General features: G+C 63.6%; 22 protein-coding genes and 1 tRNA gene. 10 read left to right on the top strand and 13 right to left on the bottom strand.

Features of this window, described 5'->3' with window-relative positions:
- Positions 1–85 precede the first annotated feature (85 nt).
- A complete protein-coding gene (locus EJ076_RS06965) occupies positions 86–655 on the bottom strand; it encodes an NADPH-dependent FMN reductase (RefSeq protein WP_126067383.1) in 570 nt (189 codons plus the stop codon).
- A 193-nt stretch (positions 656–848) separates the two neighbouring features.
- On the opposite strand from EJ076_RS06965, the gene EJ076_RS06970 reads away from it, so the two are divergent.
- The gene (locus EJ076_RS06970) at positions 849–2,225 is read left to right on the top strand and encodes a cytochrome P450 (protein WP_126067384.1); all 1,377 of its coding nucleotides are present in this window, start codon (positions 849–851) and stop codon (positions 2,223–2,225) included.
- Positions 2,226–2,374: 149 nt separating this feature from the next.
- Here the strand turns inward: EJ076_RS06970 and EJ076_RS06975 are convergent, their stop codons facing one another.
- The 3 genes from EJ076_RS06975 to EJ076_RS06985 form a co-directional block, all read right to left on the bottom strand.
- The gene (locus EJ076_RS06975; RefSeq protein ID WP_109665755.1) at positions 2,375–3,352 is read right to left on the bottom strand and encodes a complex I NDUFA9 subunit family protein; all 978 of its coding nucleotides are present in this window, start codon (positions 3,350–3,352) and stop codon (positions 2,375–2,377) included.
- Between the two features lie 118 nt (positions 3,353–3,470).
- Entirely contained in the window at positions 3,471–3,923 is a 453-nt protein-coding gene (locus EJ076_RS06980; RefSeq protein WP_126067385.1) for a DoxX family protein, read from the bottom strand.
- 194 nt (positions 3,924–4,117) lie between these two features.
- A complete protein-coding gene (locus EJ076_RS06985; RefSeq protein ID WP_126067386.1) occupies positions 4,118–4,399 on the bottom strand; it encodes a hypothetical protein in 282 nt (93 codons plus the stop codon).
- 12 nt (positions 4,400–4,411) lie between these two features.
- Here EJ076_RS06985 and EJ076_RS06990 point away from each other — a divergent pair, with 12 nt between their 5' ends.
- Positions 4,412–4,627, top strand: coding sequence for a hypothetical protein (locus tag EJ076_RS06990; RefSeq protein ID WP_126067387.1), 216 nt, complete (start codon positions 4,412–4,414; stop codon positions 4,625–4,627).
- Between the two features lie 15 nt (positions 4,628–4,642).
- Here the strand turns inward: EJ076_RS06990 and EJ076_RS06995 are convergent, their stop codons facing one another.
- From EJ076_RS06995 to EJ076_RS07015, 5 genes are all read right to left on the bottom strand, one after another.
- A complete protein-coding gene (locus EJ076_RS06995) occupies positions 4,643–5,644 on the bottom strand; it encodes an Ldh family oxidoreductase (protein ID WP_164548560.1) in 1,002 nt (333 codons plus the stop codon).
- Between the two features lie 152 nt (positions 5,645–5,796).
- Complete coding sequence (locus tag EJ076_RS07000) at positions 5,797–6,606, bottom strand: ABC transporter permease (RefSeq protein ID WP_109665767.1); 810 nt, start codon at positions 6,604–6,606, stop codon at positions 5,797–5,799.
- The gene (locus EJ076_RS07005) at positions 6,606–7,319 is read right to left on the bottom strand and encodes an ABC transporter permease (protein WP_206438806.1); all 714 of its coding nucleotides are present in this window, start codon (positions 7,317–7,319) and stop codon (positions 6,606–6,608) included. Before EJ076_RS07005 ends, EJ076_RS07000 begins: the two co-directional genes overlap by 1 nt.
- Positions 7,320–7,476: 157 nt before the next feature.
- Positions 7,477–8,277, bottom strand: coding sequence for a transporter substrate-binding domain-containing protein (locus EJ076_RS07010; protein WP_126067388.1), 801 nt, complete (start codon positions 8,275–8,277; stop codon positions 7,477–7,479).
- Between the two features lie 54 nt (positions 8,278–8,331).
- Complete coding sequence (locus EJ076_RS07015) at positions 8,332–9,147, bottom strand: ABC transporter ATP-binding protein (RefSeq protein ID WP_126070979.1); 816 nt, start codon at positions 9,145–9,147, stop codon at positions 8,332–8,334.
- A gap of 220 nt (positions 9,148–9,367) precedes the next feature.
- On the opposite strand from EJ076_RS07015, the gene EJ076_RS07020 reads away from it, so the two are divergent.
- The 3 genes from EJ076_RS07020 to EJ076_RS07030 all read left to right on the top strand — a co-directional run bounded on the left by EJ076_RS07020 (position 9,368) and on the right by EJ076_RS07030 (position 12,698).
- On the top strand, positions 9,368–10,216 hold the full coding sequence (locus EJ076_RS07020) for an arginine deiminase family protein (protein ID WP_126067389.1): 849 nt from the start codon (positions 9,368–9,370) through the stop codon (positions 10,214–10,216).
- Positions 10,213–11,802 (top strand): 5-guanidino-2-oxopentanoate decarboxylase, encoded by a 1,590-nt coding sequence (locus EJ076_RS07025; protein WP_126067390.1) that lies wholly within the window; start codon positions 10,213–10,215, stop codon positions 11,800–11,802. Before EJ076_RS07020 ends, EJ076_RS07025 begins: the two co-directional genes overlap by 4 nt.
- Before the next feature lie 188 nt (positions 11,803–11,990).
- Entirely contained in the window at positions 11,991–12,698 is a 708-nt protein-coding gene (locus EJ076_RS07030; RefSeq protein WP_126067391.1) for an SDR family NAD(P)-dependent oxidoreductase, read from the top strand.
- A gap of 99 nt (positions 12,699–12,797) precedes the next feature.
- On the opposite strand, the gene rpsA is transcribed toward EJ076_RS07030, so the two are convergent.
- The 4 genes from rpsA to aroA form a co-directional block, all read right to left on the bottom strand.
- On the bottom strand, positions 12,798–14,495 hold the full coding sequence (gene rpsA, locus EJ076_RS07035; protein ID WP_023811516.1) for a 30S ribosomal protein S1: 1,698 nt from the start codon (positions 14,493–14,495) through the stop codon (positions 12,798–12,800).
- 207 nt (positions 14,496–14,702) lie between these two features.
- Positions 14,703–15,353 (bottom strand): (d)CMP kinase, encoded by a 651-nt coding sequence (gene cmk / locus EJ076_RS07040; protein WP_126067392.1) that lies wholly within the window; start codon positions 15,351–15,353, stop codon positions 14,703–14,705.
- Positions 15,350–15,676: a hypothetical protein gene (locus tag EJ076_RS07045; protein ID WP_126067393.1), complete on the bottom strand. Its 327-nt coding sequence runs from the start codon at positions 15,674–15,676 to the stop codon at positions 15,350–15,352. Before EJ076_RS07045 ends, cmk begins: the two co-directional genes overlap by 4 nt.
- A 3-nt stretch (positions 15,677–15,679) precedes the next feature.
- Positions 15,680–17,038 carry a 3-phosphoshikimate 1-carboxyvinyltransferase gene (gene aroA / locus EJ076_RS07050; protein ID WP_126067394.1) on the bottom strand — a complete coding sequence of 453 codons (1,359 nt, stop codon included), beginning with the start codon at positions 17,036–17,038 and terminating at the stop codon, positions 15,680–15,682.
- A gap of 206 nt (positions 17,039–17,244) precedes the next feature.
- On the opposite strand from aroA, the gene EJ076_RS07055 reads away from it, so the two are divergent.
- The 5 genes from EJ076_RS07055 (at position 17,245) to EJ076_RS07075 (ending at position 26,842) form a co-directional block, all read left to right on the top strand.
- Positions 17,245–17,634, top strand: a complete 390-nt coding sequence (locus EJ076_RS07055) for a TIGR02300 family protein (RefSeq protein ID WP_126067395.1) — start codon at positions 17,245–17,247, stop codon at positions 17,632–17,634.
- Positions 17,635–17,805: 171 nt separating this feature from the next.
- A tRNA-Ala gene (locus EJ076_RS07060) sits at positions 17,806–17,881 on the top strand.
- Between the two features lie 219 nt (positions 17,882–18,100).
- The gene (locus tag EJ076_RS07065) at positions 18,101–18,808 is read left to right on the top strand and encodes a 4'-phosphopantetheinyl transferase superfamily protein (protein ID WP_164548561.1); all 708 of its coding nucleotides are present in this window, start codon (positions 18,101–18,103) and stop codon (positions 18,806–18,808) included.
- A gap of 98 nt (positions 18,809–18,906) precedes the next feature.
- Positions 18,907–25,188, top strand: a complete 6,282-nt coding sequence (locus EJ076_RS07070) for a non-ribosomal peptide synthetase (RefSeq protein ID WP_126067397.1) — start codon at positions 18,907–18,909, stop codon at positions 25,186–25,188.
- A complete protein-coding gene (locus EJ076_RS07075; protein WP_164548562.1) occupies positions 25,181–26,842 on the top strand; it encodes an AMP-binding protein in 1,662 nt (553 codons plus the stop codon). The genes EJ076_RS07070 and EJ076_RS07075 overlap by 8 nt, the downstream gene beginning before the upstream one ends.
- Positions 26,843–26,846 lie beyond the last annotated feature (4 nt).

The following is a 26,846-nucleotide window of genomic DNA, read 5'->3' on the forward strand; positions in this document are numbered from 1 at the left end:
CCGCCCCCCGGCTTGTTCATTTGCGCGAACATTCCACCTCTTTATGGCATGAGCAAGCCGGGCTTTTGCCGGAAAACCAGCGCTTTCAGGCGGCCCGCATCGGCTTCAGAGCCTCGCTCCAGCGCAACAGCTCGTCGAGCATGGTTTTGGCTCCGCCCTGCACCTGTTCGCTGGCGTTGAAAGCGCCGTTCACGTCGAGCAGTTTCTGATACATCGGCAGCGCGACGCCTTCCGAGATCGGCGTGACACCCACCGAGGTCAGCAGCGGCTTCAGCGCTTGCGCCGCGCGCAGGCCGCCGGAGACGCCGCCATAGCTGAAAATGGCGGCGGCTTTGTACTTCCATTCGCGCGAGAGATAGTCGATCGCGTTGACGATCGCCGGCGCCACGAAATAGTTGTATTCCGGCGCCACGAACACGAAGGCATCGGCGGCGTCGATCGCCTTGGACCAGGCCTTGGTATGGTCGTTCTGGTAGTTGCCGAGCCTTGGATGGTGCGGTTCGTCCAGCACCGGAAGCTTGAACGTATCGATGTCGGTCAGTACCGGCTCGAACTTTCCATGCTCGCGCGCGAACCTCTCCAGCCACTCGGCGAAAACCGGTCCGGCGCGGCCTGGCCGCGTGCTGCCGATGATGATGTTCAACTGGTGCTTCAAGGCGGGCTCCTGCGGTGGCGGTATCTATTGGTGACTGCCACCTAAGGCATGCCGCTCGGGGCAACAAGAAGGCACTTCGCGGTAACCGGTCACATTCCGGAGAGCAGGGGCCCGGAGAGCAGGGGCTTTGCCGTTCGGTCACATGGACGCCTGCTTTGCGGCCCACTACATTGGGTCATCAGCGGAGCACAGCATGGACATCCAGCCCGCCCCTTTCGTCCCGCCGGCGCCGAAGCCGCGCACGACGCCGCCCTCGACGCTGGAGATGATCCGCATCGTCTACCGCAACCCGCTCGAACTGTGGGGCGAGCATACCTACAACGAGCCCTGGATTTCGGCGAATGGCGTTGGCGGACATCTGATCGTCGCCAACGATCCAGGCCTGATCCGCCACGTGCTGGTCGACAACGCCAGGAACTACAAGATGGCGACGGTGCGCCAGAAGATCCTGCGGCCGATCCTTCGCGACGGCCTGCTGACCGCCGAGGGCGAAGTCTGGAAGCGGTCGCGCAAGGCGATGGCGCCGGTGTTCACGCCGCGCCACATCTTCGGCTTTGCTCAACCGATGCTCCGGCGCACGCAGGACTTCGTCACCCGCTACGAAGACGGCGGTACGTCAGACATCGCCCATGACATGACGCTGCTCACCTATGACATCCTGGCCGAGACGCTTTTTTCCGGCGAGATCGCTGGCGAGCCTGGCAGTTTCGCCAACGAGATCGACCGCCTGTTCGAGACCATGGGCCGCGTCGACCCGCTCGATCTGTTGCGCGCGCCCGACTGGCTGCCGCGTCTCACCCGCATCCGCGGTCGCAAGACCATGGCCTATTTCCGCAAGATCGTCACCGACACGGTCAAGATGCGCGAAGGGAAATTCAAACGCGACCCCGATGCCGTGCCGCAGGATTTCCTGACGCTGCTGCTCAAGGCCGAAGGGCCGGAGGGACTGACGCGGGCCGAGGTCGAGGACAACATCATCACCTTCATCGGCGCCGGCCATGAGACGACCGCGCGGGCTCTGGGCTGGACGCTCTATTGCCTCGCGGAATCACCGTGGGAGCGCAACCGGGTCGAACAGGAGATCGACCAGGTGCTGGCGCGTGAGCCCGATCCGACGAAATGGCTGGACGCCATGCCGTTCACGCGTGCGGCCTTCGACGAAGCGCTCAGGCTTTATCCGCCGGCACCGTCCATCAACCGCGAGCCGATCGAGCCGGAAATGTGGAAGGATCTTTATATCCCCAAGCACGCCGCCGTGCTGGTCATGCCGTGGGTCGTCCATCGCCACAGGAAGCTTTGGGACCGGCCGGATGCCTTCCTGCCGGAGCGCTTCCACCCGGGAAATCGCGAAAAGATCGACCGCTTCCAGTATCTGCCGTTTGGCGCGGGCCCGCGCGTCTGCATCGGCGCCAGCTTTGCCATGCAGGAGGCGATCATCGCGCTGGCGATCATGCTGTCGCGCTTCCGCTTCGACACCACCGCCGAAACCAAGCCCTGGCCGGTACAGAAACTGACCACCCAGCCGCAAGGCGGTCTACCGATGCAGGTCACGCCCCGCCAGGTGCGCTGATATTCAGGTGATGCCGGCCTGCGAACGATGGCTTCCTGCGCTTCCGGTGCTCACGTACCAAAAGTACGCTCCGTTCCGGTTCTCGGAATCCACCGGTCTCGGCTCGGCCTGACCTGAATCTCAACACACCTTCAAGCTGTGGTAATGAATTAAGCCGCAGGCTTGCGCTGCTGGAACTGGCCGGCGGCGCGGTAGCGCCAGAGGTAGCTGGGCAGGATCGTCGCGATCGATTGCGGCTGGATGCCGAGCCCGGCAAGCGTCCTGTTGGCCTTGGCGGCTGCGTCCGAAACGATGTTGTGCTCGCGCAGCTGCATCACCTGGTCCTTGGTCAGCAGCGGATTGGGCAAGAGGCCGAGGATCGATGCCTGGATGTTGGCCACCCACCACGGCACCGGCACCAGCAGGCGCTTGCGCTCGATCACCTCAAGCATCTCTTCCATGCACTCCTTGAAGGTGAGCACCTTCGGCCCGCCGAGCTCATAGATCTGGCCGCCATCGACCTTGCCGTCGACCGAGCGCGCCACCGCTTCGGCGACGTCGCCGACATAGACCGGCTGGAACTTGGTCTGGCCGCCGCCGATCAGCGGCAGCACCGGCGAATAGCGTGCCATGTTGGCGAAGCGGTTGAAGAAGCCGTCCTCGGGCCCGAAATTGATCGACGGCCGGAAGATGACGGCGTCCTTGATCGTCTCCAGCACGGCCTTTTCGCCAAGCGCCTTGGTGCGCGCGTAGTCCGATTCGGAGTTCGCATCCGCGCCCAGCGCCGAGACATGGGTGAGGCCGGCGCCGACGGCACGAGCCGCTTCGGCCACCGCACGGGCACCGAACTCGTGGACGGCGGGGAATTTCTGCCGGCCGCTTTCATGCAGGATGGCGACGAGATTGACGACGTGATCTGCGCCCTGCACAGCACGGTCGACAGACCAGCGCATGCGCACATTGGCCTGCACCGGCTGGATCTGGCCGACATTGCCAAGCGGCTGCAGATGCCCGGCGAGATCGGGCCGCCGGCAGGCGACGCGGATGCGATAGCCGCGCTTGGCCAGCGCGCGCACCACATGGCGTCCGACAAAGCCTGATCCGCCAAAGACGACGACGAGCTTTGGGGTCTGCAGGATTTCGGTCATGGCTGGCTCCGGCGCTCGCAAGCTTGGCTGAAGCCGTTTCATAATCCGTTTCGCGCCAAAGGCAAAGGGCGACGCGTGGTCGCTGCCGCCCTTGTTTTAGCCTTGTCAGAACGCCCTGTCAGAACGCCTTGCCGATGCGAGCGTCGACCGAATGGCGGTTGCCGCCGCGAATGACGAAGAAGAGCAGGATTGCCGCCCACAGCAGCGACTTTTCCGCGCCCGAAAAACCCTGGCTCATGGTCACCCAGTGGAACCAGACCGTGACCAGCAGCACGAACAGCCCGGCAAAGGCGGCCGGCCGTGTCAAAAGCCCGATGGCGATGAAGATGCCGCCGAAGAATTCGGTGCAGGCCAGGACCAACGACCACAAGGCGCCCGGATAAAAGCCGAGGCCCTCGACCATTTCGGCGGCGCCGAAAGGATTGCTGATCTTCTGCGAACCATGAATGGTGAGAAACGCCCCGGCGACGACGCGAAGAACGGTTTCGCCAGCGTCATGCAGCGACGAATACAGGCGGCCAAGCACCGGAATGATCAGCTTGCCGCGGGAAGCGTCGATAGTGGCGGACATTGTAGCTCCTGTCGTTGTGGTCATCCCCGCAAACGCCCGATGGGTTCCATCAAGTCAAGTTAACAAAAGTTAACTATCGTAATCATGTTTTGGTGCATGTAGGGCGAAACGCAGAAAACCCCGCCGAAGCGGGGTTTTCCGGGTGACATCATGCGAAGTCAGGGGCCGACGGAGCGGCCTGACCTGAGACGGTATCAGGAGGGCGTGAAGCAAGTACGCCCACCCCAGCCCTGAACATCCGACATGGTGCCACCAACCTTCTTGCAGGCCGCGATGAAATCGGCGCTGCAGTTGGCGAATTTTGCATGGCCGTTCTTGCAGTAGTGATCTTCGGTGGCGCCGCCGCTCGGGGCGGTGATGAAGCCCGGGCTGGACGGCTTGACTGGCGCGGCCTTTAGGTTGGCTGCCTGTGTGGCACCCATGAACGAGCCGAGCAGAAGGACGGCGGTCAGTATGGTGATCTTGGTGTTGGTCATGGTAGTTTCCTCTTGATCTGGATTGAGTTTTCCGAGGCGCAAAGGGACATCCTCCGCGTGACGCAGGCTCTCGCTTTCGGTTTGCTGCTTCCCTCGGTGTGGATCGGGCAAGCTCGCCTTGCCCTGGACAAAGCTGTGTCGCAGCAAGGCGCGGAAAGGTTCAGCGGCGCGCAAGGAAAATCGCGCCGCGCCGCGCCTGAGGCGGGCGGATTTCAGATAACTATCTGATGTCTAATGGAATAATCAGGAAGAATAGCGGGCGGCGAATTCGGAAATGCGCTGTACCACCGCCTTGGACGCGGTGATGCCGCGCGCTTGCGCCTTCTCGGCGGCTTCGGCCCGGGCACGGCCGGGCACATGCACGCCGAAGCGCCGCCGCAGCCGGTCGAGTTGGTCCTTCATCCGCTGCTCGAAATCCGGATCGAGCAGCTTGGGCTCAATGGCAAGCACGAACAGCCCGGTGCCGGGGCTGTCCGGTCCGCCGCTGAACCATGGCGCGTCGAGCGACCAGTTGGCGCCCGACAGGCCCGCCGCCAGCACCTCGACCATCAGCGCGATGTTGGCGCCGCGCTGGCCGCCGAAGGCAAGCATGGCGCCCTTCATGGCAGCAGCCGGATCGGTGGTCGGGTTGCCACTGGCGTCCAGCGCCCAGCCTTCTGGGATTGTCTTGCCGTCCTCGGCCGCCTTGCGGATGTTGACGAAAGCGGTGGCGCTCGACGACTGGTCGATGACCAGCGGCGCGCCGTCGGCGGCGGGTGCGGCAAACGACATCGGGTTGGTGCAGTAGACCGGCTTGACCGAGCCGGAGCCGGCAAGCACGGCCGGGCCGTTGGTGGCTGCGAATGAAACCAGTCCTTGGGCTGCCAGCCTTCCGGTGAAATAGCCGAGCGCCCCGCATGTATAGGCGTTCTTCTGCGAGAAGATGGCGACGCCGAACAGTTTTGCTGCCTTGGCGAGGTCGTCGATGGTGCGGTCGAAGCCGGTATGCGCCAGCCCGCCGCGCGCATCGGAGAGATAGACCGCCAGCGCCGGCCGGGTGATCACCGGATCGGCATTGCCGTCGATGCGTCCGGCTTCCAGTGCCTCGAGATAATCGATGAAGTGCGACAGTCCGACCGAGGAAAGCCCTTCGGCCTCGGCGGCGATGATCGAAGCAGTGAGCGATTGTGCCGCTTCCTCATTGGCGCCGGCGCCAAGTGCCGCCATCCGGCACAGTCCTTTTGCCTGGTCGAGACTGAGTTGCATGATGGCCGTCCTGAGATCGCGCATTGCGGTTATGGGGTTGGGTTTGTGAGTAGCAGCACATGAGGGGGCTTTTGTGTTGAAAATCGTCCGCAACTGCAAGAAAAGCGGCGAGCGCGTCCGCCGCCGCCGTCTGCCGTGCGACTCGTGCGCCACTAACCGATCTTGTTCGGGATCCTGGCCTCTATCCTGCTGAAGGCGAAGACCAGAATACCGGTGATCGTCATGTAGATCAGCGCCAGCAGCAGCAAGGGTTCATAGGTGAGGTAGGTATCCTGCCGCACCTTGGACGAAACGGCGAAGATGTCGATGACGCTGATCGTCGCCACCAGCGGCGTCGACTTCAATTGCAGCACGGTCTCGCCGGTCAGTGTCGGCAGCGCCCGGTAGATGGCTTGCGGCAGCCAGATGCGCCGGAACGTCTTCCAGCGGCTCATGCCGAACGCGCGCGCCGCTTCGAGTTGCCCCTTGGGCACGCCGGCAAAGGCGCCGCGCATCACCTCGCCCTCATAGCCGGCGAAAGACAGGGTCAACGCCAGCACGCCATAGGGCCAGGCTTGCCTGAGATACGGCCACATCCAGGATTCGCGGATCCACGGATATTGCGGGAACAGCGAACCCAGGCCGTAATAGAGCAGCCACAGCTGGATCAGCAGCGGCGTGCCCCGGATCACCGTGCAGAACACCTTGGCAGGCGCGGCGAACCAGAAGGAGCCTGTGGCCTGCGCCAGTCCCAGCGGCACGGCGAGCAGGAAGCCCAGCACGCATGTGACGGCCAGGATCCACAACGAGCGCCAGATGCCGATCAAGCCCATTTCATAATATTGCGGCAGCCAGTCCCAGCGCATGAAAAAGGCCGCCGACAGAACCAGGCCGAGTGCGATCAGGATCAGCACGATGCGGTGCGGCTGCAGCCACAGCGACGTGCGCGCGACGGCGTTGATGATGGCCGCCTCGTTGGCCATCAGCGCGCCTCCTTGAGCGAAGGCATGCCGCGCCGCGACCAGGCCTCGACCCGGCCGATGATGAGATTGGAAAACAGCGACAGCAGCAGATAGAGCACGCCCGCTGCGAAAAAGAAGGTGAAATAGGCTTTGGTGACACCGGCGGCCTGCCGCGTTGCCAGCGCCAGCTCGTAGAAACCGACGACCGCCAGCAGCGCGGTGTCCTTGGTCGCGATCAGCCAGAGATTGGCGAGACCCGGTATGGCGAAGGGCAGCATTGCCGGCAAGGTGATGCGCCGCAAGAGCAGGCCGGGAGACATGCCATAGGCGCGGGCCGCTTCGATCTGGCCTTGCGGAATGGCCAGGATCGCACCGCGGATCACCTCGGTCGAATAGGCGCCCTGGACAAAGCCGAGCACGGCGATGCCGGCGGCAAGGCCGCTGATGTCGACACGTTGATACCCCATTGCCGTCAGCGCCTGATTGATCAGGTCGGTCCCGGCATAATAGAGCAGCAGGATCAGCACCAGTTCGGGCACGGCGCGCACGATGGTGGTGTAGACCGCCAGCAGGTCGCGCACCACCGGGCCGCCATAGAGCTTGCCATAGGCGCCGCCTGTGCCGATCAAAAGACCGAGGCAGGTGGCGCCCAGCGCGATCTCGATCGAGTGGAGCAGTCCAACCAAAAGGGTCCCGCCCCAGCCCGGCGGATTGGGCGAGAGAAGTTCGATGATGCCGGCCGCCGAGGCCGAAAGAAGTGCGTCGATCAGCGTCGCCCCCGAGGTGCTGGCTCTAACCGCCGACGGCTGCGTCGGCGGCAAACATGCCTGGGAAAGATCGGCAGGAGGGGCATGGCGCTGACGCCATGCCCCTCAGCTCATGCGAGGGTCGTCAGTTCGACTGCGCGCCGCCGCCGCCGTAAATATCGAAATCGAAGTACTTCTTCGAGATCTCGTCATATTTGCCGTTGGCGCGGATCGCCTTGATGCCGGCGTTGATTTTGCCCTTCAGCTCGGTGTCCTCCTTGCGCACACCGGCGCCGACGCCCGGTCCGAGCACTTCGTCGTCCGGAGCGACCATCCCTTTCAGGTCGCAGCAGGCCTTGCCCTGGTCGGACTTCAAGAACTCGCCAAGCGCGATGGAATCGGCCTGAACCGCATCGAGGCGGCCGGCGGCAAGATCGTTGTTGGCTTCGTCCTGGGTCTGGTATTCCTTGATCTCGGAAGCTGTGCTGCCAAAGTGCTTCTTGGCGTAGACGGCATGCACCGTCGAAACCTGCACGCCGACCACCTTGCCCTTGAGATCGTCCGGAGCGGAGCCGAATTTCTGGTCCTTCGGGCCAATGATCGCCGTCGGGGTGTTATAGTACTTGTCCGAGAAGTCGATCGTCTTCTCGCGTTCGGCGGTGATCGACATCGAGGAGACGATGAGGTCGATCTTCTTGGTCGTCAGCGCCGGGATGATGCCGTCCCAGGCAACCGGCGTAATGACGCAGTCGAGCTTCTCTTCGGCGCACACCGCGTCGATGAACTCGATCTCCCAGCCGACCCATTTGCCGGAAGCGTCCGGCGAGGTGAAGGGCGGATAGGGCTCGGCGGCGACGCCGATCTTGACCGGATCGGCCTTGGCCACGCCCATGGCGGCGACACCGAGCAGCAGGGCTGCGGCGAATGTCTTCAGAACAGTCTTCATGTCACGACTCCCAGTTTGTTGTTGGTTCCCGGTTTTCTTCCGTCCCGGCCTGTCCTAGCCGATGTTGCGGATGAACTGCTTCAGCCTTTCGGATTTGGGCGCGCCGAAGATCTGCTCGGGCGGGCCTTCTTCCTCGACCAATCCATTGTAGAGATAGACGACATGCGTCGCGACCTCGCGGGCGAACTTCATCTCGTGCGTCACCAGCACCATGGTGCGGCCTTCGCGCGCCAGGTCGCCGATCACCTTCAACACCTCGCCGACCAGTTCGGGATCGAGCGCCGAGGTCGGCTCGTCGAACAGCATGACGCGCGGATTGATGGCCAGTGCCCGGGCGATCGCGGCGCGCTGCTGCTGGCCGCCCGACAGATAGGCCGGATAGACGTCGCGCTTTTCGGCCAGGCCGACGCGGGCGAGCAGCTTTTCGGCCTCACTGATCGCTACATCGCGCTTGATGCCAAGCACATGCACGGGAACCTCGATGACGTTTTCGATCAGCGTCATGTGGCTCCACAAATTGAAGTTCTGGAACACCATGCCGAGCTTGGAACGGATGCGCTCGATCTGCTTGCGGTCGGCCGGAATGGTGTGGCCGTGGCTGTCGGCCTTCAGCTTGATCTCCTCGCCATTGACGCGAATGATGCCGCTGGTCGGGTTTTCCAGGCAGTTGATGCAGCGCAGCAGCGTCGATTTGCCCGAGCCTGAGCCGCCAATGATGGCGATCACCTCGCCGTCGCGCGCCGACAGCGAGACGCCCTTCAGCACATGCAGCTCGCCGAACTTCTTGTGCAGGTTCTCGACATGGATGGCTTCGGCGGCGCCGTCCTGCGCCGTGTGTTTCAATACGGGTGCGGCGCTGCTTTGCACCATCATCCCTTCGACGCTCCGCGGAGCGGTCGAGCCCGTCGCTGCTGGTATCTTTTACCCATTACCCGTCACTGGACAGAGTTCCCATTCTCAGGATGGACCGTTCCGCTTGCCTCCGTCAACCATGGTTTTTGGACTATTGATCACAGCTTGCTGTAGTGGTTAGTGGCGGCAACGGACGTTTCGGGAGAATTTAGTGGGCAAATCATACGGGTCGCAGTCCATGGCCGGACCCCTGAAACGCGTGCTGATGCGGTCCGCCGCCAGCGCCATGCGTCATGCCAAAGCGCAGGAATGGCACTACGGCCCGGGTTTTGATTCGCAAAAGGCCGCAGCCCAGCATGAGCAGTTGACCGGCATGGTCGCGGCTTCCGGCGCCGAAATCGAATGGTTGACGGATGCCGATGACGGGCTGGCCGATTCCGTCTTCACCCATGATCCGTCGCTGATGACCGATCATGGCGCGATTATTCTCTCGATGGGTAAGGCGCTGCGCCGTGCCGAGCCTGGTCTGCACGAAGCAGCTTACAAACGCATGGGCATCCCCATCCTTGGCCGCCTCGAAAGCCCTGGCCAGGTGGAAGGCGGGGACTGCGTCTGGGTCGATGCAAACACGCTGGCCGTCGGCCGCGGCGTGCGTACCAACCAGGACGGCATCCAGCAGCTTTCGAACCTGCTTTCGCCCAAGGGCATTTCGGTTTTCGGTTTCGATCTGCCGCTCTGGCACGGCGAGGAAGCCTGCCTGCATCTGATGTCGGTGATCAGTCCGCTCGCCGACGATCTCGCGCTGGTCTACGCGCCCTTGCTGCCGGCCGCCTTCTATCAGTTGCTGCGGGCGAGGGGCATCAAGCTGGTCGAGGGCGATGCCGACGAGTTCTTCGCCTCCAATGGGCTCAGCCTCAACGTGCTGCCGACCGCGCCGCGCCAGGTCATCGCCGTTGCCGGGTTTCCCAGGACAGCGGCCGCCATGCAGGCGGCTGGCTGCGTGGTTTCCACCTTCGAGGCGGATGCGCTCTGCATCGCCTGCGAAGGCGGCCCGACCTGCCTGACGCGCCCGGTGCTGCGCCAATGACCACCATTGGGACCACCGTCGGCGAGGCGCTCATTTCGCTGCTCGAAGCCCATGGCGTCGACACGGTCTTCGGCATTCCCGGTGTGCACACGGTCGAACTCTACCGCGGGCTGGCGCGCTCCAAGATCCGCCATGTCACGCCGCGTCATGAACAGGGCGCCGGCTTCATGGCCGACGGCTATGCGCGCGCCAGCGGCAGGCCGGGTGTCGCCTTCGTTATCACCGGGCCGGGGCTGACCAACACCATCACCGCCATGGGACAGGCACGCGCCGATTCGGTGCCGATGCTGGTGATCTCAGGCGTCAACGCCATGCCGACGCTGGGCAAGGGGCTGGGCTTTCTGCATGAATTGCCCGACCAGCGCGGCATGATGGAGAAAGTGGCGCTGTTTTCGCAGCGCGTTACCGAGGCCAGCGAATTGCCCGGTGCTCTGGCGCAGGCCTTCGCTCTGTTTTCATCGGCTCGGCCCGGTCCGGTGCATATCGAGATCCCGACCGACGTCATGGTCAAGCCGGCGGATGGCATCGCTGCCATGCTGAGCAATGTGACGCCACCCGCGTCGGAAGGTGCTGCAATTGCCAGCGCTGCCAAACTCATCACTGCTGCGCGCCGCCCGCTGATCCTGGTCGGCGGCGGCGCCAAACGCGCCGAGGCGCCATTGCGGCGTCTGGCCGAACGGCTGGGAGCACCGGTCGTCCAGACCGCCAATGCGCGTGGCCTGCTGCATGGGCATCCGCTTTGCGTGCCGGCCAGTCCCAGCCTGAAGGCGGTGCGGGCGCTCATGGCCGACGCCGACCTGGTGATTGCCGCCGGCACCGAATTCGGCCCGACCGATTATGACGGCTACAGCGATGGCGGCTTCGTCCTGCCCGCCAATCTGATCCGCATCGATATCGGCGCCGACCAGCTTGCCCGCCGCCCGGCGACGGTTTCGATCCAGGCCGATTGCGCCGAGGCGCTCGAAGCGCTGCTTCTGGAAACTGGCCATGTCCCGACAAGCGAGGGCGGTTCGTCGCGCGCCGCTGCTACACGAAAAGCAGCCTTTGCGGAGCTCAATCCGACCCTGCAGGCGCAGGTGCGCGCGGTCGAGATGATCCGCGACGCCTTGCCGGGCGCGCTCATTGTCGGCGATTCGACGCAGCCGATCTATGCCGCCAACCTCTATTATGACCATGACCGGCCAGGCGGCTGGTTCAATGCCGCCACCGGCTTCGGCGCACTCGGCTATGGCCCGCCGGCGGCGATCGGCGCTGCCCTTGCGGTGCCCGATGCGCCGGTTGTCTGCCTGACCGGCGACGGCGGCTTCCAGTTCACGCTGCCGGAACTGGGCGCCGCGCTCGATGCCGCAGCGCCGGTCATCTTCGTCGTCTGGAACAATCGCGGCTACCGCGAGATCGAAACCTCGATGCTCGATGTCGGCGTCGAGCCCGTCGGCGTGTCGCCGGCGCCGCCGGATTTCTGCAAGCTGGCCGAGGCCTATGGCATCGGCGCCGAGCGGCTTGCCGATATCGACGCTCTGGCGGGCGCGCTGAAACGCGCGCGGGCCACCGGACTGCCGCGCGTCATCGAAATCGCGGTTGACTGAACATCGGTGGCGCGTGCTTCCCGTCCCGGCTGGCATGACCTATGGCCGACCGGTGGGCGGACGCATGCAAAGACGCGACAACTGCCATGTCGAGATTTCAATTGAGTGATGGCGCGAAAGGCGCGACGCTTCGCGTCGGCGTGGCATAGAAACGACCTAACGATAAAAAAATGACAGGAGCGTCCAAGATGACGGAAACACTTGAAGGCAAGCATATCGTCGTGACCGGCGGAACCGGTGCGCTCGGCGGTGCGGTTGTCGGCAAACTGCTGAGTGACGGCGCGATCTGCCATGTGCCCAATGCCCATGCCGCCGCCCCTACGCATTTCCCCTTCACTACGCATGATCGTGTCCAGCTGGTGCACAATGTCGATCTCTCGGACCCCGCCAAGGTCGAGGCGTTCTACAGTCAGGTTCCAGGCCTCTGGGGCTCGATCCACCTGGCCGGCGGCTTCACCTCGGCACCGGTGGAAAAGATCGAATCGGCCTCCTTTGCCGAGATGATGGACACCAATGCACGCACTGCCTTCCTGTGCTGCCGCGCCGCGATCCGCTCGATGCTGTCGTCGGACATCGCGGGCCGCATCGTCAACGTCACGGCGCGCGCCGGGCTCGATCCGCGGCGCGGCGCCGGCATGGTCGCCTATGCCGCCAGCAAGGCCGCGGTGGCGGCGATGACGGTGGCGATGGCCGAGGAGCTGAAGCACAAGGGCATCCTGGTCAATGCCGTGGCGCCGTCGACGCTCGACACCCCGGCAAACCGCGCCGATATGCCGGATGCCGATGCCACCAGATGGGTCAGCCTCGAAGCTGCCGCCGAGGCCATCGCCTACCTTGCCTCGCCGGCCAACCAGGCGATGAGCGGCACGCTGGTGCCGCTTTACGGCAGGGCGTAACCTTCCAACTTTTACGTCGGTCAAAGAAAAACCCCGCCGGATCGCTCCGGCGGGGTTTTGTTTTCGAGCCTATGCGAAGGGCTTCGCGGTGCGAAGGGCTTAGCTGCCCTGCTTCTTCAGCGCGGCACCCAGGATGTCGCCCAGCGAAGCGCCGGAGTCGGTCGAGCCGTACTGAGCGACTGCTTCCTTCTCTTCGGCGATTTCCAGCGCCTTGATCGAGACCTGCAGCTTGCGGGTCTTCTTGTCGAAGGCGATGACGCGGGCGTCAACCTTCTGGCCGACGGTGAAGCGCTCGGGGCGCTGCTCGTCGCGGTCACGGCTCAGATCGGAGCGCTTGATGAAGGTCTCGATGCCGCTGTCGACCAGCCGCACTTCCAGACCGCCATCCTTGACGCCGATGACTTCGCAGGTGACGACCGCGTTCTTGCGCAGTTCGCCCGAGGTCGCCGCTTCGCCGACCGTATCCTTGGCCAACTGCTTGATGCCGAGCGAGATGCGCTCCTTGTCGATGTCGACGTCGAGCACCTGCGCCTTGACCATGTCGCCGCGATTGTACTCTTCGATGACCTGCTCGCCCGGACGGGTCCAGTCGAGGTCGGAAAGGTGCACCATGCCGTCCACGTCGCCTTCGAGGCCGATGAACAGGCCGAACTCGGTCTTGTTCTTGACCTCGCCCTCGACCTGGCTGCCGACCGGATGGCTCGAGGCGAAAGCCTGCCACGGATTCTCGAGCGTCTGCTTGAGGCCGAGCGAGATGCGGCGCTTGGCCGGATCGACCTCGAGCACCACCACGTCGACTTCCTGGGTCGTCGACAGGATCTTGCCGGGATGCACGTTCTTCTTCGTCCACGACATTTCCGAAACGTGGATGAGACCCTCGATGCCCGGCTCCAGCTCGACGAACGCGCCGTAGTCGGTGATGTTGGTGACGGTACCCTTGATCTTCTTGCCGATCGGGAACTTGGTGCCGATCTCGGACCACGGATCGCTCTCGAGCTGCTTCATGCCGAGCGAGATGCGGTGGGTTTCCTGGTTGATGCGGATGATCTGCACCTTGACCGTCTGACCGATGTTGAGGATTTCGGTCGGATGGTTGACGCGGCGCCATGCCATGTCGGTGACATGCAGCAGGCCGTCGATGCCGCCGAGGTCGACGAACGCACCGTAATCGGTGATGTTCTTGACGACGCCTTCGACAACCTGGCCTTCTTCGAGGTTCTGCACGATTTCCGAACGCTGTTCGGCGCGGCTCTCCTCGAGCACGGTACGGCGCGACACCACGATGTTGCCGCGGCGGCGATCCATCTTGAGGATCTCGAAGGGCTGCGGGTTGTGCATCAGCGGGGAGACATCGCGGATCGGGCGGATATCGACCTGGCTGCGCGGCAGGAAGGCCACGGCGCCGTCGAGGTCGACGGTGAAGCCGCCCTTGACCTGGTTGAAGATGACGCCTTCGACGCGCTCACCCTTGGTGAACTTCTCTTCGAGACGGACCCAGCTCTCTTCACGGCGGGCCTTCTCACGGCTGAGCATCGCTTCGCCAAGCGCGTTCTCGATGCGCTCGACATAGACTTCGACGGTGTCACCAACCTTGAGGGTGGTGTCCTTGCCCTTGACGCCGAATTCCTTCAGCGGCACGCGGCCTTCGACCTTGAGGCCGACGTCGATGATGGCCATGTCCTTTTCAATGGCGGTGATGATGCCCTTGACGACCTGGCCTTCGCCGGAGTGACCGGCGGTAAAAGATTCTTCGAGCAGGCTCGCGAAATCATCGCGAGTGGGATTTGCAGCTGACATTGTTTCTCCTGGAGTGCCCCGCATCTCAAGCGGGACGGGCGCCGTGGGTTAGCGTTGCGTTGGCCTGCCGGCGTTCCGGGCTACAAAAGCCCTGGGCCGCTCTTTAAGCGGCAATTCCGGCGCATGAAGAATGCTGGCAGGCTGGTTCGTGCCCGATATGGGTATTTTCTTCGCCTCCGGCAACGGAAACACGAGGGAAAACCCGGATCAGGCCTTGTCTCTCTTGGCCAGCACGTCGTCTATGATCGCCATGGCTGCAAGAAACGCGGCTTCTATAGCCATTTCGCTGGTATCAAGCAAGTGCGCGTCGGCGGCCGGCTTCAACGGTGAGTCCGCACGGCCCATGTCGCGCTCGTCGCGGCGCACGATATCGGCGAGGATCTCGGTGAAATCAGCGGTGCCGCCGATGCTTTCGATCTCCGCCAGCCGCCGCTTCGCGCGCACCTCGGCGCTCGCCGTCACATAGAGTTTGATGTCGGCGTCGGGGCAGACGACGGTGCCGATGTCGCGGCCGTCGAGCACGGCGCCTGGTGGTGTCTTGGCGAAGTCGCGCTGCTTTTCGACGAGGATGCGCCGCACAGTTGGATACACCGCGACCTTCGAGGCAGCCTCACCGACCGCATGCGCCGACAGCACCGTCCGGTCGAGCTTTGCCAGATTGACCTGGCGGGCAGCGGTTTCCGCCGCCGAGACATTGTCGAGCGGCAGCGCGTGCTGGATCAGCGCATAGGCCACGGCGCGGTAGGTGAGGCCGGTGTCGAGCAGGTTCAACCGGTAGTGGTCGGCCAACCTGCGGGCAAGGGTGCCCTTGCCGGCGCCGGCCGGGCCGTCGATGGCGATGGTGAAAGTTGGGGTCATTTGGCTGGTCTGAAAAAGCGAAATGCCAACACCGCCGCAGCGATCAGAATCGACAGCGGCAGCGCAATAAACGGTACGACGCCAATTGTTACAAAAGCCATTGCGCCGAACCCTTTGATCAGCACCGCAAGGAAAACCCATTTGTTGTTTTCCAGGAACGTGGCTGCGTAAACCGACAGATACATCGTTAGAAATTGAAGTGCCAAAATCCAAAAAAGAATGGCAAAAATGCCGATGCGTTTTTTGAAAACAAAACCCTCAATCAGATAAGGGACCAACGCCGCTCCCAGGCAAGCTGCTAGGATGGGCCAGTCTTGCAACATTTGCTACCCAATCTCCGCGCCCAGCGCCGTCATCAGGCCCATGAATTCCGGAAAGCTCGTTGCGATCATCGCCTGATCGTCGATGGTGACAGGCTTTTCCGTCGCCAGCCCCATCACCAGAAAGCTCATGGCGATGCGGTGGTCGAGATGGGTCTGCACGGTCGTGTCCTGGCCGTTGGGATGGCCGCCCAGCCCCTTGCCGCCCGGTTTGCCGCGCACGGCGAGCGAGGCTTCGCCCTCGGTGCAGTCGACGCCGTTGAGCTTCAGCCCGTTGGCGACGGCCGATAGCCGGTCGGACTCTTTCACGCGCAGTTCTTCCAGCCCCTGCATCAGCGTTTCGCCCTCGGCGAAGCTGGCAGCGACGGCGAGCACCGGGTACTCGTCGATCATCGACGGCGCCCGTTCGGGCGGCACGGTGACGCCCTTCAGCTCGGAGTAACGCACGCGCAGGTCGGCGACATCCTCGCCGCCGGCATTGCGCGCGTTGAGGATGTCGATCTTGCCGCCCATTTCCTGCAGCGTCAAAAGCAGGCCGGTGCGGGTCGGGTTCATCAACACGTTTTCGATGGTGATGTCCGAACCCGGCACGATCAGTGCGGCCACCAGCGGGAAGCCGGCCGAGGAGGGGTCGCCCGGCACGGCGATCGTCTGGCCGGTCAGCTTGCCCTGGCCTTCGATGAAGATGTGGCGCACGCCGCGCTCGTCGGTCTCGACCGACAGGTTGGCGCCGAATCCTTTGAGCATCTTTTCGGTGTGGTCGCGCGTCATCACGGGTTCGATGACGGTGGTGATGCCGGGCGTGTTCAGACCGGCAAGCAGCACAGCGGACTTCACCTGCGCCGAGGCCATTGGCACGCGATAGGTGATCGGCGCGGCATGCTTGGGCCCATGCAGCGTGATCGGCATGCGGTCGCCCGGCGTCGCCTTCAGCACCTGCACGCCCATCTGGCGCAAGGGTTCGAGGACGCGGCCCATCGGCCGGCCGGACAGCGAGGCGTCGCCGATGAACGTCGTTTCCATGTCATAAGTGCCGACAAGGCCCATGGTGAGCCGCGAGCCGGTGCCGGCGTTGCCGAAATCGAGCGGGCCTTCCGGCTGCAGCAGTGCACCATTGCCGGTGCCGCGGATTACCCACTCCGCGCCGCGTTTCTCTATATGTGCGCCCATTGCCTTCATGGCCGCACCCGTGCGCATCACGTCCTCGCCTTCGAGCAGGCCGGTGATGCGGGTCTCGCCGGAGGCGAGGCCGCCGAACATGAAGGAACGGTGCGAGATCGACTTGTCGCCCGGCACGCGAGCGGTGCCGCAAAGGGCTGGGGATCGGCGGGCGGTGGCCGGCTTGGGGGCGGCGGCGTGAGACATGGAATTTCCCTGGACGGAATGCCGGCGAGCCGGCGCTTTTCATTTGTTGCGGCGGTCTCGTATCACGGCGGGCCGAAATGGTCATCCCCATGGTCGTCACTTGACGTGAGGCCTTTCAATGCATGGTTTTGTGACGCCGGCTTTTCGCTTTGACAGCGCTGCAAACTGTGGTTAAGGGGACCACTCTTTTATTGACGAGGCTTGCCGTGGCAAAAACCGAACTTGGCACAAAACGCATCGACCCGGAGACGGGCCGAAAATTCTACGACCTGAACAAGGACCCGATCGTCTCGCCCTACACCGGCAAGACCTATCCGCGTTCCTATTTCGAGGAAGGCAAGATTGCCGCCATCGAGGAGGAAGAGGAAGTGGCCGAGAAGGAAGTGGACGCCGAGGAAGAAGAGGGCGTTGAAGTCGTCTCGCTCGAAGAGGCCGACGAGGACGTCAAGGGCGACGACCTGCCGGATCTCGGCGACGACGAGGACGATGTCGACCTCGGCGACGACGAGGATGACACTTTCCTTGCCGACGAAGAGGAAGAAGATGACGACGTCGCCGACATGATCGGCGTTGGCGACGACGACGACGAGGTCTGATCGGCCTTGAAAGCGGACGTTTGCGGGCTTTCGAGGCCTGTGAAGAAAAAGCGGCTCTCGAAGGCTTGATATCTGAGAAAGGCGGGGTTAGAAGCCGCCTGCACTAACGGCGCGGTCTCCAACCCGCGCCGGATCTCTTCGCCGGAAACGGCGCCGGTGACTGCCGGAAGTGGGGCCATAGCTCAGTTGGGAGAGCGCTTGAATGGCATTCAAGAGGTCGTCGGTTCGATCCCGATTGGCTCCACCAAACAGTCTTTCTGCAAAACTGGCTATCTCCTTGCTGAAATAACCGCGCCTCTTCAAAGGCTTGCCAGCGTCGCGTTACAACGCCTGACAGGGACTGCGCTTGTCTCGTGCCGTCGGATTTCAGCCCCAGATACCCAGGCCTTGGCCGGATCGGCGACGCTCTGATACAACTCGCGACAGCATCGAATGGGCAGCAATTGCACCCGGCAAAGGAATGGTATTGCCTGTTGAGCCGGAATTCCGCGACGATAGTTCGTCAGTCCAGTTGGTGGCGGCTGTCCGGCAGTTGGTTGGCCATGGCCTCGTCGTCGAGGGCGGCGATCTCACACCAGCCGATCGCGACCTGCTGCTCGAGGAAGAACTTTCGCTCGGCAATGTCGTGCCGGCGCGACGCCGCGAATTTCGCGCGGGACGCTTCTACGCCCGGCAGGCGTTGCAGGGCCTTGGCGCAGGCGGCAGCGTCGTCCCGATCGGGGACAATCGTGCGCCAGTCTGGCCGACAGCTATTGTCGGTTCCATCTCTCATACTCGAAACCTGTGCGTCGTCGCCGTCGGATCATCCACCGAATTCCTCGGCGTCGGCATCGATATCGAGGAGGATTCTCCCCTTTCATGCGAACTGGCGCGATTGGTGTCCGACGCCGCCGAACTGGAGGGGCGGGAAGAGATCGAAAGGGGTCTGGGCTGCGACCTGCCAAAGCTTCTGTTCGTGATCAAGGAAGCGTTCTACAAAATGTATTTCCCGCTTACCGGCCGTTTTCTGGCGTTTCACGACGTTCGCATCGAACTGGATGTAGAGAAGCACGCCGCCAAGGCCCGGATCGTTCCGTCAAAACGCCTGGCGGCGATCGACAGCCGCTGTTTTGAGGGTCGCTTCGGCAGCAGCGACGGAACCCTGTTTTCATGTTTTGAGCTCTCCGCGCGTTGACAGCCGCGCCGCCAGCAAGCACTCAGGGAACCGGGCAGAGGCTATTTGGGTTGAACGGTGGGTATTTCTGATCGACGTCGATCCCGGATCGGGATCTGATGGGCACGATACGTGACCATGTGAACCGGCATGCCGGATACAATTCGCAGACGGTGGCCCTTCTGGCCGCGGGACAGCCTGCGCTTACCTTTGCAGGGTTGGCTGCCCAGATCCGCTATGTCGGCGAAATACTGGCGCTGGAGGGCATCGGCCTATCCGACCGTGTCGCGTTGCTGTTGCCCGAGGGTGCGGAAGCCGCGGTAGCGATCGTGGCCGTCGCAGCCAATGCAGCATGCGCTCCCTTGAACCCCGCATGGCCAGCGCGCGAATTTGAATCGCAGCTGGCCGCGCTGCGCGCCACGACGCTGATCGTGCCGCATGGCTGGCAATCGCCGCTGCTTGCCGTAGCGGCTTCGCTCAATATCCGCGTTCTGCAACTGCTTGCCGAGCCGGGTGCGGCGGCCGGACGCTTTTCGCTGACCGGTGCAGGCGAGACGCATCGCGATGATCGGCGCAAGGCCTCCCAACAGGACGCGGCAACGCTGGACGATACCGCGCTGCTGCTGTTCACCTCGGGCACGTCGGCGCGGCCCAAGCTGGTACCGCTGACCCATCGAAACCTCTGCGTTTCGGCGCAGGACATCTGCGCGGCACTGGATTTGCGGCACACCGACCGTTGCCTGGGCGTGATGCCGCTGTTCCATATCCATGGCATCAGCAGCCTTTTGGCGTCGCTGGTTTCGGGGAGTTGCTACGTCAGCCTGGCGGGCTTTTCCGCCGACGGCTTTTTCAGCGGCCTCGAAGACTTCAGACCGACCTGGTATTCGGCCTCGCCGACCATTCATCGCACGATCCTCGACCAGATCCGTCTTTGCCGGGGAGACCCGCGCCGGGCCGGGCTGCGCTTCATTCGTTCGGCTTCGGCGCCGATGCCGCCCCAATGGATCGCGGATATCGAAGGCGCGTTCGGCGTACCGTTCGTCGAGGCGTATGGGATGACCGAGGCGGCGCCGCAAATTGCCAGCAACGGCCTGCCGCCGTTCGAACGCAAGCGCGGCTCAGTCGGCAGGTCCGCAGGTCCGCAGATCGCCATCATGGATCAAGCTGGGCGTCTCCTGATGCCGGGCCAGAGCGGCGAAATTGTCATTCGTGGCGCCAATGTCATGCCTGGCTACGATGGCGACCCTGCTGCCAATGAGGCCGCTTTCGTCGATGGCTGGCTGCGGACAGGAGACAGAGGACATCTCGACGCTGACGGCTATCTGTTCGTTTCCGGCCGCCTGACGGACACCATCAATCGCGGCGGTGAAAAGATTGCGCCGGCGCTGGTGGAGCAAGTCCTGCTCGACCATCCCGACATCGAAAAAGCGGTCGTCTTCGGCATCCCCCATCCAGTGCTTGGCGAGACCGTTGCCGCAGCGGTCGTCCCCAAGCCGGGGAAAGCGCCGTCGGCGCAGCAGATCCGCGGCTTTGTCGCCGAGCGGCTGGCGCGCTCCAAAGTGCCCCAGCGGATCGTGCTGGTCGATGAGATTCCGATCAATGCCGGCGGAAAGATCAATCGCAGGCATCTGGCTCTGGCGCTGAACCTGCAAGAACAGGACGGTCAACCTGTTTCGCCGCAGGCCGGCAAGGTGGTTGCGCGAACCGCGATCGAGCGCCGGGTAGCGGCGGTCTTTGCCGAGGTTCTGGGAACCGAGCCGCCCGGCATCGATGACGACTTCTTCGACCTTGGCGGTCATTCGCTGACCGCGATGCAGGTTCTCGTCCGGCTGCATGCCATATTCGAGGTCACATTGCCGGTCGATTGCATGTTTGACTGCCCGACCGTGGCGCAGCTTTCCCAGCGCATCGGCGAAGAGATGGCCAACCTCGTCGCGGATGGCCTGGCGCGGCTGGAGCGGGGGCCGACGTCCGAGCGGGAAACCACACGCATTCCTCGCCGACAGGAGGGTGAGCCCGCACCGCTTTCCTCAGCCCAGCAGCGCGTCTTTTTTCTCGACCGGATGGGCGCCGGCAGCGCTTACACCATGTCGGCCTCGCTGTGGCTGAGAGGCGCGCTCGATAAGCGTGCCTTGGCGTTGGCGCTCGATGAGATTCGCCGCCGCCACGACATCTTGCGCACGACCTTTCACCTGCGCGACGGCGACCCGGTCCAGGTCGTTTCCGGATTTCGGGAAACCAGGCTGGAAATAATCGACCTGACCGGCCACGCGGCGGACGCGCGAACCACCGAGGCCATGCGCATCGCCACGCAGGAAAGCGTCGCACCCTTCGACCTGGCGCAAGGTCCGTTGTTTCGCGCCAGCCTGGTTCGGCTGGCCGAGCAGGACCATGCCTTGCTGCTGACGATGCACCACATCATCTGCGATGGCTGGTCGATCGGTGTGCTGCATGCCGAGCTGAAGCAGCTTTACCAAGCCTTTCATGACAACCGGGCGTCGCCGCTCGCGGAGCTGCCGCTGCAGTTCGGCGACTTCGCCGCCTGGCAGCAGCGCGGCATCGAGACCGTGGAAATCGAACGCCAGACCGCATACTGGGTCCGGCAACTCAAGGACCTGCCGCCGACCTGCACGCTGCCGACGGACCGGCCTCGCCCGGCGGTCCAGTCCCATCGCGGTGGCACGGTGCAGGTCGAGATCGATCGTCAAACGACGGATCGCCTGAAAATCCTCGGCCGAAGCCAGGACGCGACCGCGTTCATGGTCTTTCTGGCGGCCTTCAAGACATTGCTCTTCCGATACAATGGGCAGGATGATTGCGTCGTCGGCACGCCGATCGCCAACCGCCCGAGGAAGGAACTGGAGCCGCTCATCGGCTTCTTCGCCAACACGCTGGTTTTGCGCACGATGCTTGGCGGCGACCCGTCCTTCGTCGAATTGCTCGGTCGAATCCGCTCGACAGCGCTCGACGCCTACGCGCATCAGGATGTCGCCGTCGAACGCATCGTTGACCAGCTGAAAATCGTGCGCGATCCCGGCCACATGCCCCTGTTCCAGGTCATGTTCGCATTCCAGAACGTCCCGGATCATCTGGCGGGACCGTCTTTCGATTTCGCGCAGGATCTTGCGGCACGGAAGCTGAGCGTCGACAAGGCGATGGCGAAATTCGACCTCGCTTTGTACCTGTCGGAAACCCCGGACGGGATGGCCGCGACCTGGCAATTCAACGCCGATCTCTATGAGCCTGCCGCCATCGATCGGCTGGCTCGGCAGTTCCAGACCTTGCTCGAAGGGATAGCAAGCGATCCCGCGCAAACGCTTTCGCAATTGCCGCTGTTGCCCGAGGCTGATCGTCGCCAGATCGAGACCGACTGGAACCGCACGCAGGCCGGAGAACTGCTGGGGCAGGACTATGTCCAGCTGTTTGAGGCACAGGTCGAGCGGACGCCCGATGCTGTCGCCGTGCTGGACCAGGATCGGCGGCTCACCTATCGCGAGCTGAATGAACGGGCCAACCGTTTCGCGCGCTATTTCAGCAGTTGCGGCGTCGCCCGCGAGACATTGACGGCGGTCTGCCTGCCAAGGTCGGCCGAGGTGCTGGCGGTGCTGCTGGGAGTGTGGAAGGCGGGCGGCGCATTTCTGCCGCTTGACCCCGACTACCCTCCCGATCGCATTGCCTTCATGCTGGCTGATGCCGGTGCGGCACTGCTCATCACGGAGACATCGCTGTTGCCGAAATTCGGCGCCGCGTTTCAGCCGGAGGCATCGGGCCAACCCGCCGCCAGGCCGGCCATTTGCATCGACGCCTGCCGGTCGTCCGTTGCGGAGCAGGATCCCGACAATCCGGGTGTCATCGCTGTACCCGATGCGCTCGCCTACGTCATCTATACGTCGGGCTCCACCGGCCAGCCCAAGGGCGTGATGATCACGCAGGCAAATGTCGGCCACTATGCCCAGGCGATGGTCCGCGCGATCGAACTTGGATCAGACGACATCTGGCTACATACGGCGTCGTTTTCGTTTTCCTCGTCGATACGTCAGTTTGCCGTTCCACTGTCATGCGGTGCGGCGGTTTCGATCGCCTCGGCCGAGGAAATCAGCGACCCGCATCTGCTGTTTGAGATGGTGCGCCGCCAGCGCGTGTCGGTGGTGGATCTCGTCCCGTCCTTTTCGGCCGGCTGCCTACATATGCTGATGTCGCTCGATCCATCCGTGCGCCAAAGACTACTCGACAATGGGGTGCGGCTGATGTTGTCGGCGAGCGAGCCCCTGCCGGGCGCCCTGGTCGAAAAGTGGCGGCGTCTCTGCAAGCCGGCGACAAAATTCATCAACATGTTTGGCCAGACCGAGACGACCGGAATCGTAACCGTCTGTCCTATTCCGATCGAGGCCGGCACGGCGGGGATGATCCCGATCGGCCGGCCGATCGCCAATACGCAGGCCTATGTGCTGGACACGTCCCGCCGTCCGGTTCCGGTCGGCATCAGCGGTGAGCTGTATGTCGGCGGCGCCGGTGTCGGCCGCGGCTACATCAATCGCTCCGATGCCGGCAATCTCGTGCCGAACCCGTTCAGCACTGGCGAGCGGCTGCAGCGAACCGGCGATCTGGCGCGCTACCTGCCTGACGGGACGATCGAAATCGTCGGGCGTGCCGACGAACAGATCAAGATGCACGGCTTCCGTATCGAACCGGGTGAGATCGAGGCTGCGATCCACACGCATCCGGAGGTACGCGAATGTCTCGTCGGTGTTGTCGAGGATGCTATCGAAGATGACGATATCGGCGATCACAAACGCCTGGTCGCCTTCGTTGCGCCCAATGCGCCGCATGATGCGCAAACGCCTGCTCTGTCTCAGCGGCTGCGCGATTTTCTGCGGCGGCAGCTGCCGCAATACATGCTGCCTCAACGCATCGTCATCCTGGATCGCTTGCCGCGCACGCCAAACGGCAAGATCGACCGCCGGGCCCTGCTTGCCAGCCAGCCGCAAGCGGCGACGCGGCCAATTGCCGGCATACCTCCCCTAAGCCAGGCCGGGTTGCATGGGGTGGCGCGAACGGAGGCCGAGACGATCCTGGTGGCGGTCTGGAAGAAGGTGCTGAGGCTGGAGGAGGTTGGCCTGCACGACAATTTCTTCGATCTCGGCGGCAATTCCCTCCTCAGCATCAACATCGTCGTCGAAGCCGGCAAAGCCGGCTTGGCCATCGATCTGCGTCAGCTCTACCAGCACCAGACGATCGCCGATCTGGCGCACGCTGCCTCCCGGGCGGGCCTTGGGCAAACTGTTGCGGTTACACCGGTGGGTGCGGACGCGGCGAAAGTTCTGGTGACGATCGAAAGCCTCCGTGCCTATGGCCGCGAAGCGCTGACACGGGCCGGACTGAGCGCGCAGGGGGCGGCGATCGTCACCGAAGTGCAGCTCGAGGCAAGCCTGCGCGGACAACCGACGCACGACATTGTCAGCATTCCCCGCTACGCCACGCGGATTGCCTCGGGCAAGATCAATTCGCACCCGCAAATCCGCATCGAACATGACAGCGCCACCATCGCCCGCATCGATGGCGACAACGGCCCCGGCCAGTGGGTCAGCACGGTGGCGATGGACCTCGCCATTGAAAAGGCGGGCAGGCACGGTGTCGGCATTGTCGGTGTCCGCCGCTCCAACCATTTCGGTGCCGCCGGCCACTATGTCTGGCAGGCAGCAAGGAAAGGGCTGATCGGCCTGTGCACGACCAACGGGCCGCTGATCCTGGCGCCGACCGGCGGCGTCACGCCGACATTCGGCAACAACCCGCTCGGCGTCGGCATTCCGGCGGGGCGGCATTTTCCCATTCTTCTCGACGTCGCCATGAGCGTTGCGCCGCGCGGCAAGATCGGCCTGTCGGTTGCCGAAGGCAGTCCGTTGCCGGCAGGCTGGATTCTGGACCGGTTCGGGCGGCCTTCGACAGACCTTAGCGATCTCGCATCCGGGCTCGGCGTCCCGATCGGCGGACACAAGGGCTATGGCCTGGCCATGGTGATGGAAGTGCTTGCCGGCGTGCTCACAGGCGCCGGTTTTGGCAGCGACCACCATCAGGACAGGTTGCGCGAAGGCTCCCACGCGCCAGATTACGGCCATTTCTTCATGGCGCTCGATCCCGAGCGGTTCATGCCCGTGGTGGACTTCACCGAGCGCGTCGATCGTCTCATCGAGCAGACCAGGAATGGCAAACGCGCCGAAAACGCCACTGAAATCCTCATTCCCGGCGAAATGGAATTACGCACCCGCCAACAGAGCTTGAGTGAAGGCGTGCGGCTGAGGTCATCGACTTACAAGGTACTCCTCGCCTACGCACGCAAGGCCGGGTTCGATGCCGGGCTGGAGATCGTCGGGGAAAACCGGTTTGCCGAAAGCCATGGCTGAGCTGCTGACGTTCGATCGGATCGAGCTGGACGGGAGCATCCCGGCGCGTTTCGACAAAGTGGTGCGCAGCTTTGCCTCGCACGTGGCGATCGGTGGCGGCGACCGGCCATGGACCTATGACGAGGTCGACCGGCGGACCAATCAACTGGCCCGGGCGATCCTCGAACGCACGCAGCCCGGGCACGGATGCGTCGCCTATCTTGTCGACCATTCGCCCGAGATGGTGATATGCGCACTGGCCGTGCTCAAGGCGGCGAAGGCGTTCCTGTGCGTCCATCCGGCTATGCCGTTCAAAGCGCAACGTGACATCGTCGGCGATGCCGTCCCGGACCTGCTGCTGACCGACGCGGCTCACGCGGCTGCGGCGCGTGATCTTGTCGGCGATGACAGCCGGGTTCTGCTGCTGGAAGATATCGACGTGCGGTATTCCGCCGATGCGCTGCATGTTTCGGTCGACCCACGCGACCCGGCCGCGATCTTCTACACGTCGGGAAGCACCGGGCGGCCGAAAGGTGTGGTCAAAAGCCATCGCACCGTGCTGCACAGGGCCTGGCTTTGTGCAGGGTATGACGGGTTGGCTCCCACAGACCGGCAGTCTCTTCTGACCTATTGCAGTTTCGCCTCGTCGGAGGCGGATGTCTTCGGCGCGCTGCTAAATGGAGCCACGCTGGAACTCTACGATGCCGCATCGCGCGGTCTTGGCGATCTCGGCGCGTGGATCGACGAGCGTCGCATCACGCTGCTGCACCCGCCCGTCATGCTGTTTCGCAAATATCTGGAGATGATCGACGGCCAGGGCCTGCATCCCTCGGTCCGGCTGGTGGCGCTGGCAGGCCAGACGGTCATTGCCTCCGATATCGAGCAATGGCGCGGTCATTTCGCCCTGTCCTGCGGCTTGCGCCATCGTTTCTCTTCCACCGAGGCCGGCCACATCGCCGTGGCATTGGTGGCTCCGGGCGAGACACCTGCGCCAGGCACGGTGCCAGCGCCTCGACCCGTCGCCGACAAGTTTCTTCTGGTCGTCGACGGGGACGGGCAACCGGTCGAACCGGGCGCCGTCGGCGAACTCGTCGTGCGCAGTGCCTTTCTGGCCGACGGCTATTGGCGCCAGCCTTCCGAAACGGCGAAATATTTTCGCGACGCTCCCGGTTTCCCCGACCAGCGCCTGTTTCACACCGGCGACATCGGCCGTTTGTCGAGCGATGGCAGTCTTGAATTCCTCGGGCGCCGCGACGACCAGGTCAAGGTTCGCGGCTATCGCGTCGAAACGCGGGAAATCGAGCAGGCTCTCCTGCAGCTTCCAACGGTGGATGAAGCCGCCGTCATCACCGAACTCCGCCAGAATGCGCACTCGATTGCCGCCTTCGTCGTGATGAAGCAGGGAGCCTTGTTCCGGGCTGACGCTCTGAGGGCCGGCTTGAGGCCGATCCTACCGCCATGGAAAATTCCAGGCCGAATCCATGCGATCGAGTCGCTGCCGCTGACGCCAACCGGCAAGATCGACAGGCCGCGTCTCCAGCAATATCTGCAGGCGCGTGACGGCTCCGTTGAAAACAGTCAGGCCGCGCAATCGCCCGATGAGACAATGACGGTGCCGACCGCAAAACGGGTCAGGAGTTGGAAGCGGCTTTTTACCCGAACCGGTAACCGGTGAAGGG

It is taken from the genome of Mesorhizobium sp. M7D.F.Ca.US.005.01.1.1 (assembly GCF_003952545.1).
GTDB classification, from domain to species: Bacteria; Pseudomonadota; Alphaproteobacteria; order Rhizobiales; family Rhizobiaceae; genus Mesorhizobium; species Mesorhizobium loti.

What these genes read in the sequence shown, in the direction of transcription:
- EJ076_RS07030 (WP_126067391.1), top strand. Translation starts at nt 11,991, where the DNA reads ATGACGGAAACACTTGAAGGCAAGCATATCGTCGTGACCGGCGGAACC.
- cmk (WP_126067392.1), bottom strand. Translation starts at nt 15,353, where the DNA reads ATGACCCCAACTTTCACCATCGCCATCGACGGCCCGGCCGGCGCCGGC.
- EJ076_RS07025 (WP_126067390.1), top strand. Translation starts at nt 10,213, where the DNA reads ATGACCACCATTGGGACCACCGTCGGCGAGGCGCTCATTTCGCTGCTC.
- EJ076_RS07070 (WP_126067397.1), top strand. Translation starts at nt 18,907, where the DNA reads ATGGGCACGATACGTGACCATGTGAACCGGCATGCCGGATACAATTCG.
- EJ076_RS07000 (WP_109665767.1), bottom strand. Translation starts at nt 6,606, where the DNA reads ATGGCCAACGAGGCGGCCATCATCAACGCCGTCGCGCGCACGTCGCTG.
- EJ076_RS07020 (WP_126067389.1), top strand. Translation starts at nt 9,368, where the DNA reads ATGGCCGGACCCCTGAAACGCGTGCTGATGCGGTCCGCCGCCAGCGCC.
- EJ076_RS07045 (WP_126067393.1), bottom strand. Translation starts at nt 15,676, where the DNA reads ATGTTGCAAGACTGGCCCATCCTAGCAGCTTGCCTGGGAGCGGCGTTG.
- EJ076_RS07075 (WP_164548562.1), top strand. Translation starts at nt 25,181, where the DNA reads ATGGCTGAGCTGCTGACGTTCGATCGGATCGAGCTGGACGGGAGCATC.
- EJ076_RS07010 (WP_126067388.1), bottom strand. Translation starts at nt 8,277, where the DNA reads ATGAAGACTGTTCTGAAGACATTCGCCGCAGCCCTGCTGCTCGGTGTC.
- EJ076_RS06970 (WP_126067384.1), top strand. Translation starts at nt 849, where the DNA reads ATGGACATCCAGCCCGCCCCTTTCGTCCCGCCGGCGCCGAAGCCGCGC.
- rpsA (WP_023811516.1), bottom strand. Translation starts at nt 14,495, where the DNA reads ATGTCAGCTGCAAATCCCACTCGCGATGATTTCGCGAGCCTGCTCGAA.
- EJ076_RS06985 (WP_126067386.1), bottom strand. Translation starts at nt 4,399, where the DNA reads ATGACCAACACCAAGATCACCATACTGACCGCCGTCCTTCTGCTCGGC.
- EJ076_RS07015 (WP_126070979.1), bottom strand. Translation starts at nt 9,147, where the DNA reads ATGGTGCAAAGCAGCGCCGCACCCGTATTGAAACACACGGCGCAGGAC.
- aroA (WP_126067394.1), bottom strand. Translation starts at nt 17,038, where the DNA reads ATGTCTCACGCCGCCGCCCCCAAGCCGGCCACCGCCCGCCGATCCCCA.
- EJ076_RS06995 (WP_164548560.1), bottom strand. Translation starts at nt 5,644, where the DNA reads ATGCAACTCAGTCTCGACCAGGCAAAAGGACTGTGCCGGATGGCGGCA.
- EJ076_RS06980 (WP_126067385.1), bottom strand. Translation starts at nt 3,923, where the DNA reads ATGTCCGCCACTATCGACGCTTCCCGCGGCAAGCTGATCATTCCGGTG.
- EJ076_RS06975 (WP_109665755.1), bottom strand. Translation starts at nt 3,352, where the DNA reads ATGACCGAAATCCTGCAGACCCCAAAGCTCGTCGTCGTCTTTGGCGGA.